The organism is Burkholderia sp. R-40, from assembly GCF_049942845.1.
GTDB lineage: Bacteria > Pseudomonadota > Gammaproteobacteria > Burkholderiales > Burkholderiaceae > Burkholderia > Burkholderia ambifaria.
The window spans coordinates 141,972-163,394 of record NZ_CP187967.1; the positions used below are offsets into that span (position 1 = coordinate 141,972).

Here is a 21,423-nt window from a genome sequence, read left to right on the forward strand (position 1 = left end):
GCGTGACGGCGTTTCGCGGTCGGCACTAAACAGGGCGCAAGCCCGCACCGGTTGCCGATTCATCGCTTGTCAAGACTTGACTTATGCACATTTTCCACGTTGCAGCGCGGTAGAGCCCTGTATCGGTCGAATTGTCTCGCTATGGTTTGGGAATTTGAATAGCAGCCTTATGGAATAAGGCTTCGCGGGATGCGGCAGCGGGCGGGCCAAATCGGCGGAAAGCACGGCCCCGCGCGCTTTGCGGCTGTTGAACGGCGAGTTCTCAACAAAGTTATCCACAGGCAGTTCAGGGTATACGGCGATTCCTAATGCGAATCCAAAACTTAGCGCCGAATCTGAAGTTTTACTTTAAGTTCGCCACCTTGACGCGAACGTGGGCGCCGGCCGTTCGCGCGCTGCGAACCGCCGCCGGAGCGCGCTGATGGCCGATACCTACCTGCGCGTCGCGCTCGACCACCCGCTCGCCACCCTGTTCGACTACCGCTGCGACGTCCAGCCGGCGCCCGAGCCCGGCACGCTCGTCCAGGTGCCGTTCGGCAAGCGGCAAGTCGTCGGGCTCGTCTGCGAAGTGACGACTCACACCGACGTGCCGCCGTCCCGGTTGCGCGCGATCGACGCCATCTGTACCGAACTGCCGCCGCTGGCGCCGGACTGGCTCGCGCTCGTGTCGTTCGCGGCCGATTACTACCAGCGCGGCCGCGGCGAAGTCGCGCTGCCGGCGTTGCCGCAGGCGTTGCGCGATGCGCAGCGCTGGGGGCGGCTGCTGGCGCCGGAAGTGCGCTACCGGCTGAGCGAAGCCGGCCGCGCCGCGCTTCCCGACGCACTGCCCGCGCGCGGGGCCGCGCTGCGGCGGCTCGCGCAGGCACTCGCCGACACCGATTCGCTGACCTTGCCCGACGTGCGCGCGTTGCACCCGAAGGCGGCCGCCACGCTCGACGACTGGGCGGCGCGCGGCTGGGTGGCGATCGAGGAGATCGGCTGGGCCGATGCGCCTGTGCCCAAAGCTGTGGATAACCTGTCGACAACCAGTGGACGAGCTGTGCCGCCGGCGCTCACCGACCAGCAGGCCGAGGCGCTCGACGCGATCCGCGCCGCGCAGGGTTTCGCGCCGTTCCTGCTGCATGGCGTGACGGGCAGCGGCAAGACCGAGGTCTATCTGCACGCGCTTGCCGCGCTGCTCGACGCGCGGCCCGACGCGCAGGCGCTCGTGCTCGTGCCCGAAATCAACCTGACGCCGCAGTTCGAGGCCGCGTTTCGCGCGCGCTTCGCGGGCACGCTCGCGGACGACGCGATCGTCACGCTGCACAGCGGGCTCGCCGAGGGCGAGCGTGCGCGCAACTGGCTCGCCGCGCACACGGGCCGCGCGCGGATCGTGCTCGGCACCCGGCTCGCGGTGCTCGCGTCGCTGCCGACGCTCGCGCTGATCGTCGTCGACGAGGAACACGAACCCGCGTACAAGCAGCAGGAAGGGTTGCGCTATTCGGCGCGCGACCTCGCGGTATGGCGCGCGAAACATCTCGGCATTCCGGTCGTGCTCGGCTCGGCGACGCCGTCGCTCGAAAGCTGGTGGCAAGCCGAGCAGGGGCGCTACACGCGGCTCACGCTGTCGCGCCGCGCGGTGGCCGACGCGACGCTGCCCACCGTGCGGCTGATCGATCTCGAAGAGGAGCGGCGGCGCGGGCGCGCGTCGCTGGGCGGGCTGTCGGGGCCGCTCGTCGCGGCGCTGAAGGCGCGGCTCGAGCGCGGCGAACAGAGCCTCGTGTTCCTGAACCGGCGCGGTTACGCGCCGCAGCTCGCGTGCGACGCGTGCGGCTGGGTCGCCGGTTGCCCGCGCTGCAGCGCCTACGTCGTGCTGCACAAGCCCGAGCATGCGCTGCGCTGCCATCACTGCGGCTGGGAAGCGCGTATTCCGCGCTCGTGCCCGGAATGCGGGAACGTCGACATCGCGCCGCTCGGGCGCGGCACGCAGCGCATCGAGGAGGCGCTCGCCGAGGCCGTGACGGGCGCGCGGATCCTGCGGATCGACGCGGACAGCACACGACGCAAGGGCAGCGCGCAGGCGTTGTTCTCGGACGTGCACGCCGGTGAAGTCGACATCCTGGTCGGCACGCAGATGATCGCGAAGGGGCACGACTTCCAGCGCGTGTCGCTCGTCGGCGTGCTCAATGCGGACACCGCGCTGTTCTCGCACGACTTCCGCGCGAGCGAGCGGCTGTTCGCGCAGCTGATGCAGGTGAGCGGCCGCGCGGGGCGCGCCGGGCTGCCGGGCGAGGTGCTCGTGCAGACGCGTTATCCGCGTCACGCGCTGTATCACGCGCTCGGCCGGCAGGATTACGTCGGCTTCGCGAATTCGACGCTCGGCGAGCGCCGCGACGCGCACCTGCCGCCGTTCGTCTATCAGGCGCTGCTGCGCGCCGAAGGGCGCACGCTCGACGCGGCGCTCGCGTTCCTGCTGCAGGCCGCCGCCGCGCTGCCGGGGCTGCCGGGCGCCGATCGGGTGACCGTATACGACGCGGTGCCGATGACGATCGTGAAGGTCGCGAACGTCCACCGCGCGCAGCTGCTGCTCGAAAGCGCGTCGCGGGCGGCGCTGCAGCATGCGCTGCGCGCGTGGCTGCCCGAGCTGCGCGCGCTGAAGGGCGTACATCGGTGGAACCTCGAGGTCGATCCGCTGGATATCTGACGGGCTGACTCAAGTGAGCAGCGTCGGTGTGTGGTGAGGGCATGTCGGCTGATTGCCCGGAGGGTCCCCCTACGTCTACTGCGCGCGGCCGCGTGAGCTGGCGGCTCGATCTGGCACTCTTCCGGCAAGCCGCCGAAGACCGACAACGATCGGCTGGATGGCGATCATTGCGAGATTGATCGCCTCTGAGCGGATCTTTTGAACTTCACACTGACTCACTGGCTTGATGATGGGCTCACCGAGTCAGTATGTGGTGCAAGGGACCTATCGATGAATTCAATGCTCTCCAAGAGTCGAATGACTTGGGGTAATGTCGATTCATCTGGATAGCTAAGATATGACACGCTCTGTATCGAACCGCAAAGTGCAAGTTTGTTGTGTGGGATGCAGAAATTGAAGGCGCGTGTACGCTTATCTTCGTCACCGTCGGTTTCATCCTGCGTTGTTCCGCCGCCATGCCAGCTCTTGCCATACAACGCATAAAACGTGGTGCGAGGACTCGGAAAATTTGGATCCTCCTTTGACGTATCCGAGATCCATCCGTGAGGGGTCAGTTTGATACTGGCGCTTTCCAGATATGTTTTTGATGTAGCCGGATTTTCACACCTGAAGTGAATCCATGTTTCGAACGGATGGCGAGCCTTGGGATTGATGTTGGCGATGTAACTTGCTGAGTGCGTCGCACTTTCCATATCCGTTGAGATTCGCGCATGGTACGGGTCGGAAAATTTAAAGTGACAGCCATCAAAGGCCAGTTCATGCACGCTTGCCTGATTGAAAGTCGACTCCTTTGCAAAAGTAGCTGTCACCGTCAACCAAAACGCTATGCCGACAATTGCCGTCACATTCATCACGCTTTTCTCCGATCATAGCCATCAGGCACAATTTCCACATGCCCATCTGCAAAAATAAAGGGTGTGTAATCAGCCAAAACCACCATGGCATTCACGTAGGCTTGATAGCGCGCTACGATGCCATTGACTTTGGCGATGCTTGCCAGGTTTTTGACGGGGCTGCCGAAATTTACGGTGGCCGCCACTTGGCCAAAGGACCTGCAGCTGTAGTAGGCATGCGAAATACCTTTGACGATTTGGATTTCGCGCTTCAGTTCCGTGGGTTGATCTGCAAATTTCGCCGCTCCGGTCCAGCTCCAGTAGGCCCCGGCACTCTGAGATGCATCGATGGCTTTGACTGCCACATCATCTCGCCACTGAATCATCCCCGCAGTCAGTTCCGAATGCTTGATATCGAGCAACGCGTCGTTCTTCTGCTCTTGGTGTGCCTTCTTGGCGGCAGTGCTTAGTTCAGTTTTGAGTGTGTCGGTAATCGCCCGGCCTCGGAATCGCCAGTACTTGATGTAATTGTCCGGTCCCGTAAGTTGCAGGAAGCCTCGGCCGTCCCACGGTGAATACCATGCGGCAGCGTTTTGTTCGTATAACTTATCAAACCATTGAGTCTCTTCGGTAGAATTGCCGAAGAATGCCGCCAAGCGCCGCGGACTGGGCGCAATCGCGAACTTTCGCATGGACCTGTTCAGTTCGACGCGAGTCTCTTGAATGATTTTCTTCCTTCGATCCGTCATTGTCACAGGCTCCGACACCCACCCTCCCTTCGCTTTTCGAAGCAGGGTGGTGGGCAGCAATTGTGTCAACTCCCTGTCGCTCAACCATCCGCATTTTCTGAAATGCCTCATGAACGAGAGCGGATGGAAGTACCAAAATTTCTTGCCACCACCGAGCGGCGTTTGGTCCAGAAACTGGAGCTTGCTCAGAAATCCCAGGAATTTCTGGTACCCCTGTGGATTGGTGTCGGCCCGGCTCCCGAAGAAGCCATTCGGCTCGTTCAGCCCGCTGTAGCGCAAGTCATTGTTGGCGGGGTCCCATTCGCTCACCGCATGACACACGAAGCCCTTGAGCCTCTCCCGCGCCTCATCACTCCCCTGCATGTAGGACGCCATTTCGTCGTCCAGGGTGAATTCCGATGAGCGCTCGCTTAGATACAGCATCGCAGTGTCCCCAATCATTTCCCGGAACCTATCGATATCCCATCGCCCCGCCACGTCGAGCGGCGCATTCACGTTGTCGACTTTTCTCCAACCCATGAAGGAAGGAAAATTTGCGTCCGACAGCTTCAGGATGGTGCGCCGATTGACGTCGACGTAGCCCAGCGTACCGGCCGTGTCGAAGGGCACCGCGACGTATGTTGCGTGAGAGGCCGCGGGTAGCGTTGGATTGTCCGTGGAGAGAATCCGACCAAAGCGCAGCAGTTCATATCCATCACTCGGACAAGCCTTGTAAAGATCGGTCGCCCGCTGATACAGGTTGTATTCGTAGTCCTTGCAGGGGTCCCTGACCGGCTCGGGCGTCAACAGGGTCAGCTTGCCCTTGCCGTCTGGATCGATCCACGAACGTACATAACGCTGCCCCTTGTGAAACCATGCCTCGACGTAAAGCGTGCTGTTTGCGCCAAGGGTACTGGCAGACTGGGGCGGGAAGTAAGGACTGTCATCCTGTCCCGGCGGCGTCGCCACAAACGTCGTTCCACCGGGAATCACGAAATATGTGTGCCCCCAATAGTCCGTCGACGTCGGCTGAACCAGATGTTGCTCGCCGAGTTGGACCGTGTGTCCCTCCTGCTCGAACCATGCGCTGAAATCCTCCTCGGTCATGAAGATTTCGAGATGTAGGTGGGAGTACCCGTGGTTGCGCCCCATGTAGCCGAGGATGTCTTTGCGATAGACCTTCTTGCCTTGCCCGCCCTGAACGCCGTCGGTATCGATCTCCAGCCATTTTGCGAGTCCCATTGACGAGCTATTGGCTGGCGGCTCGCCTATCCGTGGCCGGTCTTGCGCGAGCGTCGCGATGTCCACCAGATGCATGTATAGCGAATAGAACGTAATCGTCCGACCGTCGCCGGTATCGGTCGTGTGTTTGAGCAGCACGAAGCCGTTGTTGCAATTCAGCACGTGTTGGCCCTGCGTATCGCGTTGTCCGTCCGACACGGCTTTCTGGCTGACCCGATAGGCGACGATTTCTCCGTCCGCGATGGCACGCACGGGCTCGTATCGCAGCTTTGGCACGAGATGAATGCCGCAATGCCAGCGCCGGTCGAACGCGATCGGGTAGAGGCCGTGATGTGAAAGTTCGAACGTGTCCACGGCATCCATCATCGGATCGGTCGCGGCCGGAGCGTCGGAGGTCAAGCCTTCTTCTGGCAGAAACGGGGGGCTGATGATCATGGGTTATCGCGCGCAGGATATCGGTCAGATGTTCTCGGTGCGTTTTTGAGCGCAGGCAGTGGTGCGGCGTATTCGCATTCACGGCAAGAACAAACGAAAAATGGAAATCGGTGACCACAGTGTTGCGATCTCGCCTGTGGCCAAGTGCGTCGCGGATGATTCATATGGCCGCCGGCGCATGGAGAGGTTGCACATTGGCAGGACTGCCGGCCTCAAGGCTGAGGAGGCAATGCCGTTAAGCTTGCAGAAGTAGAGCAAATCCTCGGGATAAGGTCCATGAGACAGGTCCGAATCTAAAGCTCTTCGTTTCTAACGCAGAGCTTTTGTGGGAAACATTAAGAGGAGTGGGCGTGTGGATCGAGCGGTTGGCGGTCAGCTAACGAGCTGTACCAAATGACGCCTATTGGCGCTTGCATGCATGCAGCGGTTGGCTTTGAATCCGGCTTTGGTCGTACGCATCCCGATGCGGCAGGTTCAGCGCTACTCTCCTCAAGCGGGTGGAGTTTTGTACGGGGTTGTTCACGCGCGCGCAGGGAGCACGAGACGCGACGCTCGCGCGACTGTCGCGGTCGCACCAAGACGCCACCCAAGCCGCCCGCATTCGCCGGCGCAACCCGCTTTTCACGCATCCCACAGGCGACCTGCGCCGTCCGCGCACGTCCGTACGCCATCGATCAGGGAAAACACCGATCCCCACCGCGCGGGCAACCCCTAGGTTGCGACGACCTAAGCTATTGATTATCTTAGATAAGATTGAGGTGCAACCAATCTCGCAATTCGGTTGCACCTTTTTATTGCGTGCCGTAGGATTTCGCGCATCCTCTCACACCACATTGCCGGGCCCGCACCGGCGCACGAACCCACCATGGCAAGCACGACTCTCGGCGTCAAAGTCGACGACCTTCTCCGCTCGCGCCTGAAAGACGCGGCCGCGCGTCTCGAGCGCACTCCCCACTGGCTGATCAAGCAGGCGATCTTCGCGTATCTCGAGCGGATCGAGCACGGCCAGTTGCCGCCCGAGCTGTCGGGCCACAGCGGCGTGACGGAGCTCGCCGACGGTCAGGCGGCGGACAGCGACGACGACAACTCGCCGCATCCGTTCCTCGAGTTCGCGCAGAACGTGCAGCCGCAATCGGTGCTGCGCGCGGCGATCACGGCCGCGTACCGCCGCCCCGAGCCGGAATGTGTGCCGTTCCTGCTGGGCCAGGCGCGCCTGCCGGCTAACCTGCAGGCCGACGCGCAGGCGCTCGCGACGACGCTCGTCGAGGCGCTGCGCGAGAAGAACTCGGGCGGCGGCGTCGAAGGGCTGATCCACGAGTTCTCGCTGTCGAGCCAGGAAGGCGTCGCGCTGATGTGTCTCGCCGAAGCGCTGCTGCGCATTCCCGACCGCGCGACGCGCGATGCGCTGATCCGCGACAAGATCAGCAAGGGCGACTGGCGCTCGCACGTCGGCCACGCGCCGTCGCTGTTCGTGAACGCGGCGACCTGGGGGCTGATGATCACCGGCAAGCTCGTGACGACCAACAGCGAAGCGGGCCTGTCGTCGGCGCTCACGCGCCTGATCGGCCGCGGCGGCGAGCCGCTGATCCGCAAGGGCGTCGACATGGCGATGCGCCTGATGGGCGAGCAGTTCGTCACCGGCGAGACGATTTCCGAGGCGCTCGCGAACAGCCGCAAGTACGAAGCGCGCGGCTTCCGCTACTCGTACGACATGCTCGGCGAAGCGGCGACGACCGAAGAGGACGCGCTGCGCTACTACGCATCGTACGAGCAGGCGATCCACGCGATCGGCAAGGCGGCCGGCGGCCGCGGCATCTACGAAGGCCCGGGCATCTCGATCAAGCTGTCGGCGCTGCACGCGCGCTACGCGCGCTCGCAGCAGGACCGCACGATGAGCGAACTGCTGCCGCGCGTGCGCGCGCTGGCGCTGCTCGCGCGCCGCTACGACATCGGCCTGAACATCGACGCGGAAGAAGCCGACCGTCTCGAATTGTCGCTCGATCTGCTCGAGGCGCTGTGCTTCGATCCGGAGCTCGCGGGCTGGAACGGCATCGGCTTCGTCGTGCAGGGCTACCAGAAGCGCTGCCCGTTCGTGATCGACTACCTGATCGACCTCGCGCGCCGCAGCCGTCACCGCCTGATGATCCGCCTGGTCAAGGGCGCGTACTGGGACAGCGAGATCAAGCGCGCGCAAGTCGACGGCCTCGAAGGCTATCCGGTCTACACGCGCAAGATCTACACGGACGTGTCGTACCTCGCGTGCGCGAAGAAGCTGCTCGCGGCGCCCGACGCCGTCTACCCGCAGTTCGCGACGCACAACGCGTACACGCTGGCCGCGATCTATCACCTGGCCGGCCACAACTACTACCCGGGCCAGTACGAATTCCAGTGCCTGCACGGGATGGGCGAGCCGCTGTACGAGGAAGTCACGGGCCGCGACAAGCTGAACCGTCCGTGCCGCGTGTACGCGCCGGTCGGCACGCATGAAACGCTGCTCGCGTACCTGGTGCGCCGCCTGCTGGAGAACGGCGCGAACACGTCGTTCGTGAACCGCATCGCCGACAAGACCGTGTCGGTGAAGGAACTCGTCGCCGATCCGGTCGACGAGGCGTCGAAGGTCGTGCCGCTCGGCGCGCCGCACGCGAAGATCCCGCTGCCGCGCCACCTGTACGGCGACGAGCGTCCCAATTCGATGGGCCTCGACCTGTCGAACGAACACCGTCTCGCGTCGCTGTCGTCCGCGCTGCTCGCGAGCGCGCATCATCCGTGGCGCGCGGCGCCGATGCTCGCCGACGACGCGCTCGCCGACGCACCGGCGCGCGACGTGCGCAACCCGGCCGACCTGCGCGACGTGGTCGGCACGGTCAGCGAAGCGACGGCCGAACACGTGAGCGCGGCGCTCGCGCATGCGGTGGCTGCCGCGCCGATCTGGCAGGCGACGCCGGTCGATGCGCGCGCCGACTGCCTGGTGCGCGCGGCCGACCTGCTCGAAGCGCAGATGCACACGCTGATGGGCCTGATCGTGCGCGAGGCCGGCAAGTCGCTGCCGAACGCGATCGCCGAAATTCGCGAAGCCGTCGACTTCCTGCGCTACTACGCGGCGCAGATCCGCGACGAATTCTCGAACGACACGCACCGTCCGCTCGGCCCTGTGGTCTGCATCAGCCCGTGGAACTTCCCGCTCGCGATCTTCATGGGCCAGGTGGCCGCTGCACTGGCAGCCGGCAACACGGTGCTCGCGAAGCCGGCCGAACAGACGCCGCTGATCGCCGCACAAGCCGTGCGCCTGCTGCGCGAGGCCGGCGTGCCGGCCGGCGCGGTGCAGTTGCTGCCGGGCACCGGCGAGACCGTCGGCGCGGCGCTGGTCGCCGATCCGCGCACGCGCGCGGTGATGTTCACCGGCTCGACCGAAGTCGCGCGCCTGATCAACAAGACGCTGTCCGCGCGGCTCGACCCGGACGGCAAGCCGATTCCGCTGATCGCGGAAACGGGCGGCCAGAACGCGATGATCGTCGACTCGTCGGCGCTCGCGGAGCAGGTGGTCGCCGACGTGCTGCAGTCGTCGTTCGACTCGGCCGGTCAACGATGTTCGGCGCTGCGCGTTCTGTGTCTGCAGGACGATGTCGCGGACCGCACGCTGACGATGCTCAAGGGCGCGATGCACGAGCTGGCGCTCGGCAACCCGGACCGTCTGTCGACCGACGTCGGCCCGGTGATCGACGCCGAAGCGAAGCAGACGATCGACACGCACGTCGCGACGATGACGGACAAGGGCCACACGGTCACGCAGCTGCCGGCGCCGGAAGCCTGCGCGCACGGCACGTTCGTGCCGCCGACGCTGATCGAGATCGGCAGCATCGACGAGCTCAAGCGTGAGGTGTTCGGCCCCGTGCTGCACGTCGTGCGCTATCGCCGCAATCAGCTCGACAAGCTGCTCGAGCAGATCCGCGCGACGGGTTACGGCCTGACGCTCGGCATCCACACGCGGATCGACGAGACGATCGCGCACGTGATCTCGAACGCGCACGTCGGCAACATCTACGTGAACCGCAACGTGATCGGCGCGGTGGTCGGCGTGCAGCCGTTCGGCGGCGAAGGGCTGTCGGGCACGGGCCCGAAGGCCGGCGGCGCGCTGTACCTGCAGCGCCTGCTCGCGACGCGTCCGTCGGGCCTGCCGCGTTCGCTCGCGCAGATGCTGATCGCGGACGGCGCGGTCGAAGGCGACCAGCGCGGCAACCCGGCGGCGGCGCTCACCACGCTGCGCGACTGGCTGATCGAGCAGCGCGAACCGGCGCTGGCCGCGCGCTGCGACGGCTATCTGGCGCAGGTGCCGGCCGGCGCGACCGCGGTGCTGACCGGCCCGACGGGCGAGCGAAACACGTATACACTCGGCCCGCGCGGCACGGTGCTGTGCGTCGCGGCGACGCCGAGCGGTGCGCGCGCGCAGTTCGCGGCGGTGCTGGCGACGGGCAACCGCGCATTGTTCGCCGGTGCGGCGGGCGAGGCGCTGGTCGCGGCGCTGCCGGCCGCGCTGAAGGCGCATGCGGCCGTGCGCAAGCAGCCCGACGCGCCGTTCGACGCGGTGCTGTTCGAAGGCGACAGCGACGAACTGCAGACGCTCGTGAAGGACGTCGCGCAGCGGCCGGGCCCGATCGTGTCGGTGCAGGGCGTGTCGGCGGGCGCGTTCGAGAACGGCGACGCGGAAGACTACGCACTCGAGCGGCTGCTGACCGAGCGCTCGGTCAGCGTGAACACGGCCGCGGCGGGCGGCAATGCGAATTTGATGACGATCGGCTGACCATCCTTGCCGTTCGGATCAAACAAAGGAAGCGGCAAGGCGATCCCGAAGCCGCTCCATTTACCCTGGTACCAAGGAGATGCTATGCAACACACGATGAAAAAGGTGGCAGGCGCGACGTTCGTCGCTGTCATGTCGCTGGCGGGGACGGCCCATGCGGATGACGTGAAGATCGGTTACGCAGGGCCGATGACGGGCGCCCAGGCTCACTACGGCAAGGATATGCAGAACGGGATCGCGCTCGCGCTGGAAGACTTCAACGCGACGAACCCGAAGATCGGCGGCAAGCCGGTGAAGTTCATGCTCGAGACGCAGGACGACCAGGCAGACCCGCGCACCGGCACGACGGTTGCGCAGAAGCTCGTCGACGACGGCATCAAGGGCATGCTCGGTCACTTCAACTCGGGCACGACGATCCCGGCCTCGCGCATCTACGCGAACGCCGGCATTCCGGAAATCGCGATGGCGACGGCGCCGGAATACACGCAGCAGGGTTACAAGACGACCTTCCGCATGATGACGTCCGACACGCAGCAGGGCTCGGTGGCGGGCACGTTCGCGTCGAAGGATCTCGGCATGAAGAAGATCGCGATCGTCGACGACCGCACGGCTTACGGCCAGGGTCTCGCCGATCAGTTCGAGAAGGCCGCGAAGGCCGGCGGCGCGACGATCGTCGACCGTGAGTTCACGAACGACAAGGCTGTCGACTTCAAGGCGATCCTGACCAAGCTGAAGGCGGCGAAGCCGGACCTCGTCTACTACGGCGGCGCGGATTCGCAGGCAGCGCCGATGGTCAAGCAGATGAAGACGCTCGGCATGACCGCACCGCTGATGAGCGGCGAAATGGTGAAGACGCCGACGTTCCTGAAGATCGCGGGCAACGCGGCCGAAGGCACGATCGCATCGCTGGCAGGCCTCCCGCTCGACGAAATGCCGGGCGGCAAGTCGTACGCCGAGAAGTACAAGAAGCGCTTCGGCGAAGACGTGCAGACCTACTCGCCGTACGCCTACGACGGCGCGATGGCGATGATGAACGCGATGAAGAAGGCCGATTCGACCGACCCGGCGAAGTACCTGCCGGTGCTCGCGAAGACCGACATGGCCGGCGTCACGTCGACGCACGTCGCGTATGACGCGAAGGGCGACCTGAAGAACGGCGGCATCACGATGTACAAGGTCGAGAAGGGCGAGTGGAAGCCGCTGAAGAGCATCGGCGGCAAGTAAGCACGATGGTATGACGGGGGGCGCGGCGCCGTGAAACGGGAGTTTTGCGGTGTCGGCGGCCAGCGTCGAACGCCTGCTGCAAGCGCGATGCGCTTGTGGCGGGCGTTTTTTTACGTCTGCAATGATTTTCGATCGCCGACGACCGCACGGTGCTCGGCGATCTCCAGCCGTTGGCCAGTTCAGCCGTCAACCGAAGCTGACGCTGCTGATGATGACGAAGCCGCGTGTGCCAGCGTCACAGCCCGTTCGCGGGCAGCCTCTCTGCCCGCGTGATCGACTTCAGGTCCAAACAGCGTTTTCTCGACGACGATCGATTCGATATCCGTGATACCGATGAAGCGCAGCCACGCTTCAAGAAACGGCCGCTGAAAGTCGAACGACTCGGCGGGCGTGCTCGATTGCCTTGAATAGTCGAGGCCTCTCGCATAGATCACGACTGCTTTCTTGCCGTTCAGCAATCCCGCCAACCCGCCCTCGTCATATGAGAAGAGGATGCCGCGATGGGACACGGCATCGATGAAATGCTTGAGCTTGTAGGGGATGGAGAAATTCCACAGCGGCACGGAGAACAACAGCGTATCCGCGTCGTGCATCCGCTGCGCCAGCTGCCGAAAACCTGCCCACGCTTGCTGCTGGCCTTCGCTGAGCGGCGTGCCGCTCAAGTCCGCGTATTTGGCATCGAGCGCATCGCCGTCGAGTTCCGGCAAGTGCGTCGCCCACAGGTCGAGCACGTCGACCCGATGCTCCGGATGCGCGTCGCGCCAGGCGTCGAGATACGCGTGCGCGACGTCGAGCGATGCGGACCGCGACTTGCGCGGGGAAGATTCGATATGCAGCAAGGTCGGCATGGAGCCACTCCTGACAGGTTGATGGCCCTCATCAGAACATAGTTCGATTCAAAATATAAACGAAGTATCATCGCGCTAATCAGTAGCATTCGCACTATATGGCGGGGCATCTCATGTTCGATACCGTTTTGCTGCGCTCTTTCGTGGCCGTCGTCCAGGAAGGCGGGTTCACGCATGCCGCGGCCCGTCTGAATCTGACGCAGTCCGCGGTCAGCGCGCATCTGCGGCGCCTGGAAAAACAGATCGGCCGTGACCTGCTCGTGCGCACCACCCGCTCGGTCACGCTCACAGTGGACGGCGAACTGCTGCTGGGTTACGCGCGCGCCATCCTCGCGCTCAATCAGGACGCGCGGGCGCAACTGCTGCGCGAACCGAGCGCCGGCACGATCCGCGTGGGTCTGTCGGAAGACCTCGCCAATGTCAGGCTGATGCATGTGATGCAGGCGTTTGCCGTGCGGTACCCGCGCATCGCATTCAGCATCAGAGTCGGCATCCCGGGCGAACTGCTCCAGGCGCTGGATCACGGTGAACTGGATGTGGTGATGGGTGGACGCTGCCACGACGGGCCCACCGGACGCGTGCTCTGGCGCGAGCCGCTCGTGTGGGCCGGTGCGGATTGGGCGTCGCTCACGCCTGGCGTACCGGTGCCGATTGCGCTGCTGCCGGAACCGTGCCCGTATCGTGAGGCTGCGCTGGCAGCACTGGCCCGCACGCGCGTGGATTACCGGATCGTGCTCGTGTCCCCGAGCAGCGCCGGCCTGTGCGCTGCCGCGCATGCGGGCTTTGCGGTGACGCCGATCGTGCACACACAACTTGCGCACGGCTTGCGTGCGATCCCGCCGGATGCCGGCCTGCCGGCCCTGCCCGATGTCGAGTTCACGATGTTCGCGGCGCCGGGCGCGTCGGCCCGGGTTGTCGATGAGCTGGGCAACGCGATCGTGCTGGCATTCGCGCACAAAGGATGACGACGATCATCGCGGCGACAGGGGCGGGAGGCCATCAAGCCGGATAGGCCCGTTGCAGCAACGCAGCGACGTCGAGCGCATGCGGATCGAAGCCGCCCGCGATGCGGCCCCAGTCGGGCGTGGCGAGCCGCGTCGCGACGAACGCGTCGGCGACGGCCGCGGGCGCGTCACGCCGCAGCAGGCACGCCTGCGCGACGAGCGCGAGCCGCTGCGCGAACAGGCGGGCCGACGCCTCGAGCGTGTCGGCCGGCGCCGCGAGCATCGCGCGCAGCGCATCGAGCGCCGCGCGGATGCGCGGTTCGCCCGCGCCGAGGTCGGTCAGTTCGGCGAGCAGCGCCGCGGCCGCGTCGGGTTCGCGCGACACCGCGCGCAGCACGTCGAGGCACATCACGTTGCCGGAGCCTTCCCAGATCGAGTTGACCGGCGCTTCGCGGAACAGCCGCGCGATCGGGCCGTCGTCGACGTAGCCGTTGCCGCCGAACACTTCCATCACCTCGCCGGTCAGTTCGACCGCGCGCTTGCAGACCCAGAACTTCGCGGCGGGCGTGACGATCCGTTTCCACGCGCGTTCGCGCGGCGAGTCGTCGCGTTCGAACGCATCGGCGAGCCGCATCGCGAGCGCGAGCGCGGCCTCGCTTTCGAGCGCGAGATCGGCGAGCACGGTGCGCATCAGCGGCTGCTCGGCGAGCGCGCGGCCGAACGCATGGCGCTGGCGCGTGTACGCGATCGCCTGCACGACGCCCTGGCGCAGCATCGCCGCGCTGCCGAGCACGCAGCTCAGCCGCGTGTAGGTGGCCATCTCGATGATGGTCGGAATGCCGCGGCCTTCGTCGCCGAGCATGATGCCCCACGCGTCGTTCAGCTCGATCTCGCTGCTCGAGTTGCTACGGTTGCCGACCTTGTTCTTCAGCCGCTGGATTTCGACCGCGTTCTTCGCGCCGTCCGGCCGCCAGCGCGGCACGTAGAAGCACGACGGGCCGCCGGCCTCGGTACGCGCGACGACCAGGTGCGCGTCGCACATCGGCGCGGAGAAGAACCACTTGTGGCCGCGCAGCCGGTATTCGCCGCCGCGCCCGCCCGCGCCGACCGCGGTCGCGAGCGTCGTGTTCGCGCGCACGTCGGAGCCGCCCTGTTTCTCGGTCATCCCCATGCCGAACCAGATCGAGCGCTTGTCGGCGACCGGCACGTCGCGCGGATCGTAGTCGTCGCTGTAGAGCTTGTCGCGCAGCAGGCCCCACAGTGCGGGCTCCTTCTGCAGCACCGGAATCGCGGCCTGCGTCATCGTCGCCGGGCACAGCGTACCGGCCTCGATCTGGCCGTGCAGGTAGAAGCCGGCCGCGCTCGCGGCCCAGCGGCCGGGGCGCGTATCGCGGAACGGCAGTGACACGAAGCCTTCGTTGCGGTACAGGCCGAGCAGCGTGTGCCAGGCCGGATGGAAGTCGACGCGGTCGATGCGCCGGCCGCGCCGGTCGAACGCGTTCAGCTCCGGCGTGTGGCGGTTCGCTTCGTCGGCGAGCTGTGCGGTGTCGGCGCTGCCAAGGCGCGCGCCGTATGCGTCGAGCTGCGGCACGGCCCAGTCGGCGCCCGCGCGGGCCAGCGCGTCGCGCAGCGCGATGTCGGTGGCGAAGAGGTTATAGTCGACCAGTTCGTCGAACTGGTTCGTGACGGCATGGTTCGATTCGGTCATCGGGCTGTCTCCGGTCTCGTGCTTCGCGGTCTGCCGCGCGGGTGCCGCAGCGCTGGCGTTTGCGCGCCAGCGCCGGTGCCGGCTCCGGGTCAAACGTCTATCCGCTGAATTTCAGAGTAGCAAATATGCCGCCGCGACATGTTCAGGTTCCGGCGCCGCCCGGCCAGCCGGCGGCGCAACCCGCGCCCGCATTGCGCCGCCGGCCGCGCCAGTCGCGCGCGCAGGCCACGTCCGACGCGCTCCAGCAGGCCTTCGTTCAGCTTTTGCTCGAGCGCGGCTACGCGAAGGCGACGATCCGCGAGATCGCGGCCGTCGCGGGCGTGAGCATCGGCACCTTCTACGAATACTTCGGCGACAAGCAGAGCCTCGCCGCGCTGTGCATCCATCGGCGCGTGCAGGCGCTGGCCGACCGGCTGCGCGATGCGGCGCACGGCTTGGCCGGCGTGCCGCGCGCCGAACTCGCGGCTGCGCTGGTGGATGTGCAGATCGACGCGATCGGCGCCGACGCCGCGCTTTGGAGCGTTTTCTTCGCGCTGGAGCGGCAGGTGTCGCCGCTCGCCGCGTACCGCCGGCATTACGACGCGTATGTCGCGCTGTGGCGCGACGCGTTCGCGCAGGCCGCCGATCCGCCGCCGGCCGCGCGGCTCGACGGGATCGCACGGATGGCGCATACGATCTGCTACGGCGGCGTGTCGCAGGCGCTGCTCACGCTCGGGCCCTCGCTCGATTTCGCCGCGTTGCGCGCCGAGCTTCAGGCCGTGCTGCGCGCCTATCTGGCGGCAGCGGGCGAGTGATGCACGCCGCGGCCGCACGGCCCTAGGGCCTGTTCACGCTAATAACGGGCTTGCGAACGTGCCTTTCCGCCCGCAGGGCAAGGAGTGAGGAGGCGCAATAGCCGTAGCTATTGCAACGACGAACGACGCCGCAATGCGGGCGGAAAGGCACGTTCCCCTGTTTGGAAAAACCATTCGTTGGGCTGGCCCCCAGAAGGGCCGATCGCCGCGTCATGCGCCTCGCGAATACGTCGAGTATTCGCTTCGTTGCATTCCTTGCGCTCGGCCCTTCTGGGGGGCAGCGCAAGCCCGTTATTAGCGTGAACAGGCCCTAGGGGTAATGCCTGATTCGCATGCGTGGCCGGCAGCACCACGGTGGCGTCGAGCCTTTCTGATGCAAGGCCATGAGAAAAATGCATGGCCTCCATGATGAACTTTCGGTTGTCCACGGTTATTGGCTCGGGCTAAATCATCCCGCATGAGCCGGGCCGCGCGCGTTGCGTTGCGCGGGCCAGCCCGAAAGGACATCAGAAGGAGGAGTCATGCGAAGCGCCACCACGCCCCGTTCGAAGCTGCCGGACGTCGGGACGACGATCTTCACGGTGATCGGCCAGCTCGCCGCGCAGCACGATGCGCTGAACCTGTCGCAGGGCGCGCCGAATTTCGCGCCCGATCCGGCGCTCGTCGAGGGCGTCGCGCGCGCGATGCGCGACGGCCACAACCAGTACGCGCCGATGGCCGGCCTCACGTCGCTGCGCGAGCGGCTCGCGGAGAAGACCGAGGCGCTGTACGGCACGCGCTACGACCCGGGCACCGAGGTCACGGTGATCGCGAGCGCGAGCGAAGGGCTCTACGCGGCGATCAGCGCGCTCGTGCATCCGGGCGACGAAGTGATCTATTTCGAGCCGTCATTCGACAGCTATGCGCCGATCGTGCGGATGCAGGGCGCGACGCCGGTCGCGATCAAGCTGTCGTCCGGGCATTTCCGCGTGAACTGGGACGAAGTGGCCGCGGCGATCACGCCGCGCACGCGGATGATCATCGTCAACACGCCGCACAACCCGACCGCGACGGTGTTTTCCGCCGACGATCTCGAACGGCTCGCGCAGCTCACGCGCGATACCGACATCGTGGTGTTGTCCGACGAAGTCTATGAGCACGTCGTATTCGACGGCGCGCAGCACCAGAGCGTCGCGCGTCATCGCGCGCTGGCCGAGCGCAGCGTGATCGTGTCGTCGTTCGGCAAGTCGTTCCACGTGACGGGCTGGCGGGTCGGCCATTGCCTCGCGCCGGCCGAGCTGATGGGCGAGATCCGCAAGGTGCACCAGTTCATGGTGTTCTCGGCCGATACGCCGATGCAGGTCGCGTTCGCGGAGATCCTTGCGCGGCCCGACAGCTATCTCGGCCTGTCGGCGTTCTACCAGGCCAAGCGCGACCTGCTCGCGCGCGAGCTGACCGATTCGCGCTTCGAGCTGCTGCCGAGCGAAGGCTCGTTCTTCATGCTCGCGCGGTTCCGGCACATCTCGGACGAGCGCGACAGCGATTTCGTGCTGCGCCTGATCCGCGATGCGCGCGTCGCGATGATTCCGCTGTCGGCGTTCTATGCCGACGGCACCGACGCGGGCGTGATTCGCCTCAGTTTCTCGAAGGACGACGCGACGCTGATCGAAGGCGCGCGGCGATTGCGGTCGCTGTAAATCGCGGGCGCGAGCCCGCACCCAAGCAGGCGACATGTACGTCGCACCGAAGGCCACGGATGGGACCGGAGCACGTGCCGAAGCGCGGCGCCGGTCGACAAGTCAGGAGATTCACGATGAAGCACGGACACACCCTGAAACTCGCGTTCGCACTCGCATGCGCGCTCGGCGCCGGTGCGGCGTTCGCTGACGGCCAGACCCTGCGTTTCGGCCTGGAGGCGCAATACCCGCCGTTCGAATCGAAGGCGCCGAACGGCGACCTGCAGGGCTTCGACATCGATGTCGGCAACGCCGTCTGCCAGAGCGCGAAGCTGTCGTGCAAGTGGGTCGAGACGTCGTTCGACGGATTGATTCCCGCGCTCAAGGGCCGCAAGTTCGACGCGATCAACTCGGCGATGAATGCGACCGAACAGCGGCGCCAGGCGATCGACTTCACGACGATCATCTACCGTGTGCCGACGCAATTGATCGCGCGCACCGGCAGCGGCCTGCTGCCGACGCCGGAAGCGCTGAAGGGCAAGCGCGTCGGCGTGCTGCAGGCGTCGATCCAGGAAACCTACGCGAAGGCGCACTGGGAGCCGGCCGGCGTGTCGATCGTCGCGTACCAGGACCAGAACCAGGCGTATGCGGATCTCGTGGCGGGCCGCGTCGACGCGACGCTGGTGCTCGCGCCGGCCGGCCAGCGCGGCTTCCTGTCCCGTCCGGACGGCAAGGGCTTCTCGTTCGTCGGTCAGCCGGTGCGCGACGACAAGATTCTCGGCAGCGGGATCGCGTTCGGCCTGCGCAAGGGCGACGACGCGCTGAAGGCGAAGCTCGATGCGGCGATCGACAAGCTGAAGGCGGACGGCACGGTGAAGTCGCTCGGCCAGAAGTACTTCGGCGACATCGACATTTCTACCAAGTAAGCGGGCGCGTGTGATGCAGAGCCTCGATACGGCTGCGGGGAAAAACGGTTGCGGCGCGGCGGACGACGCGCTCGAGGCGGCGCTCGTCGCCGGCTTGGGCGACGCACTCGTCACGCGGGCGGCCGACATCGATCCGCACTACTTCACCGCGTACAACGAGCCGGCCGGCGTGCGGCCGCGCGCGCTGGTGCGGCCGCGCAGCGTCGATGACGTGTCGCGCACGCTTGCGCTGTGCACGCGGCTCGGGCAGCCGGTCGTGCCGCAGGGCGGCCTCACGGGGCTTGCGCGCGGCGCGGTCGCGCTGGGCGGCGAGGTCGTGCTGTCGCTGGAACGGTTCGCCGGCGTCGAAGCGATCGACACGGCGGCAGGGACGATGACGGTACGCGCCGGGACGCCGCTGCAGACGGTGCAGGAAGCGGCGGACGCGGCGGGTTTCACGTTCGGTGTGGATCTCGGCGCACGCGGTTCGTGCCAGATCGGCGGCATGCTAGCGACCAACGCGGGCGGCACGCGCGCGATCCGCTACGGCATGATGCGCGAGCAGGTGCTCGGGCTCGAGGCGGTGCTGGCCGACGGCACCGTGGTGTCGTCGATGAACCGGATGCTGAAGAACAACGCGGGCTACGACCTGAAGCAACTGTTCATCGGCAGCGAAGGCACGCTCGGCGTCGTCACGCGCGCGGTGCTGCGGCTGCATCCCAAGCTCGGCGCGCCGGCCACCGCACTCTGTCGGGTGCGTGGCTATGACGCCGTCGTCGCGTTGTGGAACCGCATGCGCGCACTACCGGAGATCGTCAGTTTCGAAGCGATGTGGCCGGCTTTCTATGACTACGTCGCGCGTCATACGCCCGGCGTGGTCGCGCCGTTCGCCGGCGACGGCAGCTTCGCGGTGCTGATCGAGTGCGCGACGAGCGCCCCGCGCGGCGATGCGCGTGAGGCACTGGAAACCGCGCTTGAGGATGCGATCGACATGGCGTTGGTGGACGATGCCGCGCTCGCAACCTCGGAACGGCAGGCGCGTGACCTGTGGACATTGCGCGAGGGCCTCGCAATCGATGCGCTGCCGCATCTGGTGAACTTCGACGTGAGCCTGCCGACCGGTGAACTCGGCCTGTTCGCCGAGCGCTGCGAAGCGGCATTGCGCGCGCTTTGGCCCGACATCGTGTGTTTGTTCTTCGGCCACGTCGGTGACGGCAACGTGCATATCGGCGTATCGCTCGCCGGCATGCGCGACGCGGATGCTGACGCGATCGATCGGTGCGTGTACGCGGTCGTGCGCGACATGGGCGGCTCGGTGTCGGCGGAGCACGGCATCGGCATGCTCAAGCGCGCCTATCTCGGCCACACGCGCGGCGAAGCCGAAATCGGCTTGATGCGGCGCCTGAAGACCGCGCTCGATCCAGCAGGCCTACTCAATCCCGGCAAGGTGCTTTGAGCGGCGCGAGCCGACGGTGACGCGCGTCAGACGTCGACCCAGCGCAGCGCGCCGATCTTCAGGTGTTCGACGACGCTGCGTGCCCAGTCGAGCTCCGCGTTGAGCAGCACGAGCGCATGCTCGTTCTGCAGCAGGAACAGGCGCGGCACCTGGTCGTTCTGCGCGGCGTTGCGCAGCGACTCGAGACGTTCGCGCTCGGCTTCGAGCGCGGCGATGCGACGCTCGAGTTGGTGGCGTGCGTCCTCCGCGTCGAGCAGCGGCAGGAATGCAAGGCCGGCGCCGAACGCCGGAAACTCGCGCGCAGGCTCCGCGAGCAGCGCATGCAGCCACGCCTGGCCGGCGGTGTGCCCGGCCTCGGTCAGGGTGTACAGCGTGCGCTCGGGAAACGCGCCATCGCGCTCGGTGTCGTGCACGGCGATGAGCCCGTCGCGCAGCAGACGGTCGATCGTCTGGTAGAGGCTCGTGCGCTGCCGCACGTTGACGACTTCGTCGTAGCCTCGCGCCTTCAGCTGCTGCAGCATCCCGTACGGATGCATCGGCGTTTCGGTGAGCGTCGCGAGGACCGCGAGCGCGAGCGGAGACGGGCGGCTCGATGTCATGAATAGTTAATTTATATCTAGTAAGAATATGACTAGTATTAACTAGACCATCATATTCCACAAGAGTGTCAGCCGAGATGCGAACGCTTCGCGGCCGGCGCGACGGTTTCCATCGTCGCGAGACCATGCACGATTCCGCAATCCTCGACCGAATGTTCGCCGACGCACTGGCGGCGCAATTCGGTGAGCTGGTCGCGCAGATGCGTCAGTTCGGCGAGGCGCGCATCGACGTGGCCGATGTGCTCGTCGAGCAGCGAGTTGACCGAATCGCACGGGTCGGCCGGCGTGTCGGTGAGTTGCAGCAGCGTGCGGATTTCGTCGTGCGCCATGTCGAGCGCGCGGCAGTTGCGGATGAAGCGCAGCCGTTCGACGTGCACGTCGGTGTAGTTGCGGTAGTTCGCATCGGTGCGCTCGGCGTCGGGCATCAGCCCCTCCCGCTCGTAGAAGCGGATCGTTTCGGGCGTGCAGCGGGCCGCCTTGGCCAATTCGCCGATCTTCATGGCTTTCTCCGTTGCAAGGGTTGACCTTGTAGTGGCTTCAGGGTGTTAACTCTACACCGTCAAGCCACAGA

Annotated in this window: 15 protein-coding genes; 8 read left to right on the forward strand and 7 right to left on the reverse strand. The window is 65.8% G+C overall.

Annotated elements, in window-relative coordinates:
- The first annotated feature begins 421 nt into the window (after window positions 1–421).
- Window positions 422–2,683, forward strand: coding sequence for a primosomal protein N' (locus ACP26O_RS00645; protein WP_175665552.1), 2,262 nt, complete (start codon window positions 422–424; stop codon window positions 2,681–2,683).
- A 215-nt stretch (window positions 2,684–2,898) separates the two neighbouring features.
- On the opposite strand, the gene ACP26O_RS00650 is transcribed toward ACP26O_RS00645, so the two are convergent.
- Together ACP26O_RS00650 and ACP26O_RS00655 are read right to left on the reverse strand one after the other, a co-directional pair.
- Entirely contained in the window at window positions 2,899–3,537 is a 639-nt protein-coding gene (locus ACP26O_RS00650; protein WP_175665551.1) for a hypothetical protein, read from the reverse strand.
- A complete protein-coding gene (locus ACP26O_RS00655; protein ID WP_175665550.1) occupies window positions 3,534–5,921 on the reverse strand; it encodes a M23 family metallopeptidase in 2,388 nt (795 codons plus the stop codon). Before ACP26O_RS00655 ends, ACP26O_RS00650 begins: the two co-directional genes overlap by 4 nt.
- Window positions 5,922–6,786: 865 nt before the next feature.
- On the opposite strand from ACP26O_RS00655, the gene putA reads away from it, so the two are divergent.
- The gene (gene putA, locus ACP26O_RS00660; RefSeq protein WP_126226915.1) at window positions 6,787–10,719 is read left to right on the forward strand and encodes a trifunctional transcriptional regulator/proline dehydrogenase/L-glutamate gamma-semialdehyde dehydrogenase; all 3,933 of its coding nucleotides are present in this window, start codon (window positions 6,787–6,789) and stop codon (window positions 10,717–10,719) included.
- An 84-nt stretch (window positions 10,720–10,803) separates the two neighbouring features.
- Window positions 10,804–11,943 carry a branched-chain amino acid ABC transporter substrate-binding protein gene (locus ACP26O_RS00665; protein WP_175665549.1) on the forward strand — a complete coding sequence of 380 codons (1,140 nt, stop codon included), beginning with the start codon at window positions 10,804–10,806 and terminating at the stop codon, window positions 11,941–11,943.
- A gap of 179 nt (window positions 11,944–12,122) precedes the next feature.
- On the opposite strand, the gene ACP26O_RS00670 is transcribed toward ACP26O_RS00665, so the two are convergent.
- A complete protein-coding gene (locus ACP26O_RS00670; RefSeq protein WP_175665548.1) occupies window positions 12,123–12,791 on the reverse strand; it encodes an FMN-dependent NADH-azoreductase in 669 nt (222 codons plus the stop codon).
- A 113-nt stretch (window positions 12,792–12,904) separates the two neighbouring features.
- Here ACP26O_RS00670 and ACP26O_RS00675 point away from each other — a divergent pair, with 113 nt between their 5' ends.
- Window positions 12,905–13,756: a LysR substrate-binding domain-containing protein gene (locus ACP26O_RS00675; protein ID WP_175665547.1), complete on the forward strand. Its 852-nt coding sequence runs from the start codon at window positions 12,905–12,907 to the stop codon at window positions 13,754–13,756.
- Window positions 13,757–13,790: 34 nt separating this feature from the next.
- Here ACP26O_RS00675 and ACP26O_RS00680 read toward each other — a convergent pair whose 3' ends face one another.
- Complete coding sequence (locus tag ACP26O_RS00680; RefSeq protein WP_175665546.1) at window positions 13,791–15,443, reverse strand: acyl-CoA dehydrogenase family protein; 1,653 nt, start codon at window positions 15,441–15,443, stop codon at window positions 13,791–13,793.
- 125 nt (window positions 15,444–15,568) lie between these two features.
- On the opposite strand from ACP26O_RS00680, the gene ACP26O_RS00685 reads away from it, so the two are divergent.
- Window positions 15,569–16,237 carry a TetR/AcrR family transcriptional regulator gene (locus tag ACP26O_RS00685; protein ID WP_175665545.1) on the forward strand — a complete coding sequence of 223 codons (669 nt, stop codon included), beginning with the start codon at window positions 15,569–15,571 and terminating at the stop codon, window positions 16,235–16,237.
- A gap of 107 nt (window positions 16,238–16,344) precedes the next feature.
- Here the strand turns inward: ACP26O_RS00685 and ACP26O_RS00690 are convergent, their stop codons facing one another.
- Window positions 16,345–16,665 (reverse strand): hypothetical protein, encoded by a 321-nt coding sequence (locus tag ACP26O_RS00690; protein WP_175665544.1) that lies wholly within the window; start codon window positions 16,663–16,665, stop codon window positions 16,345–16,347.
- A gap of 93 nt (window positions 16,666–16,758) precedes the next feature.
- Here ACP26O_RS00690 and ACP26O_RS00695 point away from each other — a divergent pair, with 93 nt between their 5' ends.
- The 3 genes from ACP26O_RS00695 to ACP26O_RS00705 all read left to right on the forward strand — a co-directional run bounded on the left by ACP26O_RS00695 (window position 16,759) and on the right by ACP26O_RS00705 (window position 20,253).
- Window positions 16,759–17,913, forward strand: a complete 1,155-nt coding sequence (locus ACP26O_RS00695) for a pyridoxal phosphate-dependent aminotransferase (RefSeq protein WP_175665543.1) — start codon at window positions 16,759–16,761, stop codon at window positions 17,911–17,913.
- A 116-nt stretch (window positions 17,914–18,029) separates the two neighbouring features.
- A complete protein-coding gene (locus ACP26O_RS00700) occupies window positions 18,030–18,818 on the forward strand; it encodes an ABC transporter substrate-binding protein (protein ID WP_175665542.1) in 789 nt (262 codons plus the stop codon).
- Window positions 18,819–18,831: 13 nt separating this feature from the next.
- Window positions 18,832–20,253 (forward strand): FAD-binding oxidoreductase, encoded by a 1,422-nt coding sequence (locus ACP26O_RS00705; RefSeq protein ID WP_175665541.1) that lies wholly within the window; start codon window positions 18,832–18,834, stop codon window positions 20,251–20,253.
- Window positions 20,254–20,279: 26 nt separating this feature from the next.
- On the opposite strand, the gene ACP26O_RS00710 is transcribed toward ACP26O_RS00705, so the two are convergent.
- Both ACP26O_RS00710 and cadR read right to left on the reverse strand, forming a co-directional pair.
- Window positions 20,280–20,852 (reverse strand): PadR family transcriptional regulator, encoded by a 573-nt coding sequence (locus tag ACP26O_RS00710; RefSeq protein ID WP_011655634.1) that lies wholly within the window; start codon window positions 20,850–20,852, stop codon window positions 20,280–20,282.
- Between the two features lie 68 nt (window positions 20,853–20,920).
- A complete protein-coding gene (cadR, locus tag ACP26O_RS00715) occupies window positions 20,921–21,352 on the reverse strand; it encodes a Cd(II)/Pb(II)-responsive transcriptional regulator (RefSeq protein WP_011655635.1) in 432 nt (143 codons plus the stop codon).
- Between the last annotated feature and the right edge of the window lie 71 nt (window positions 21,353–21,423).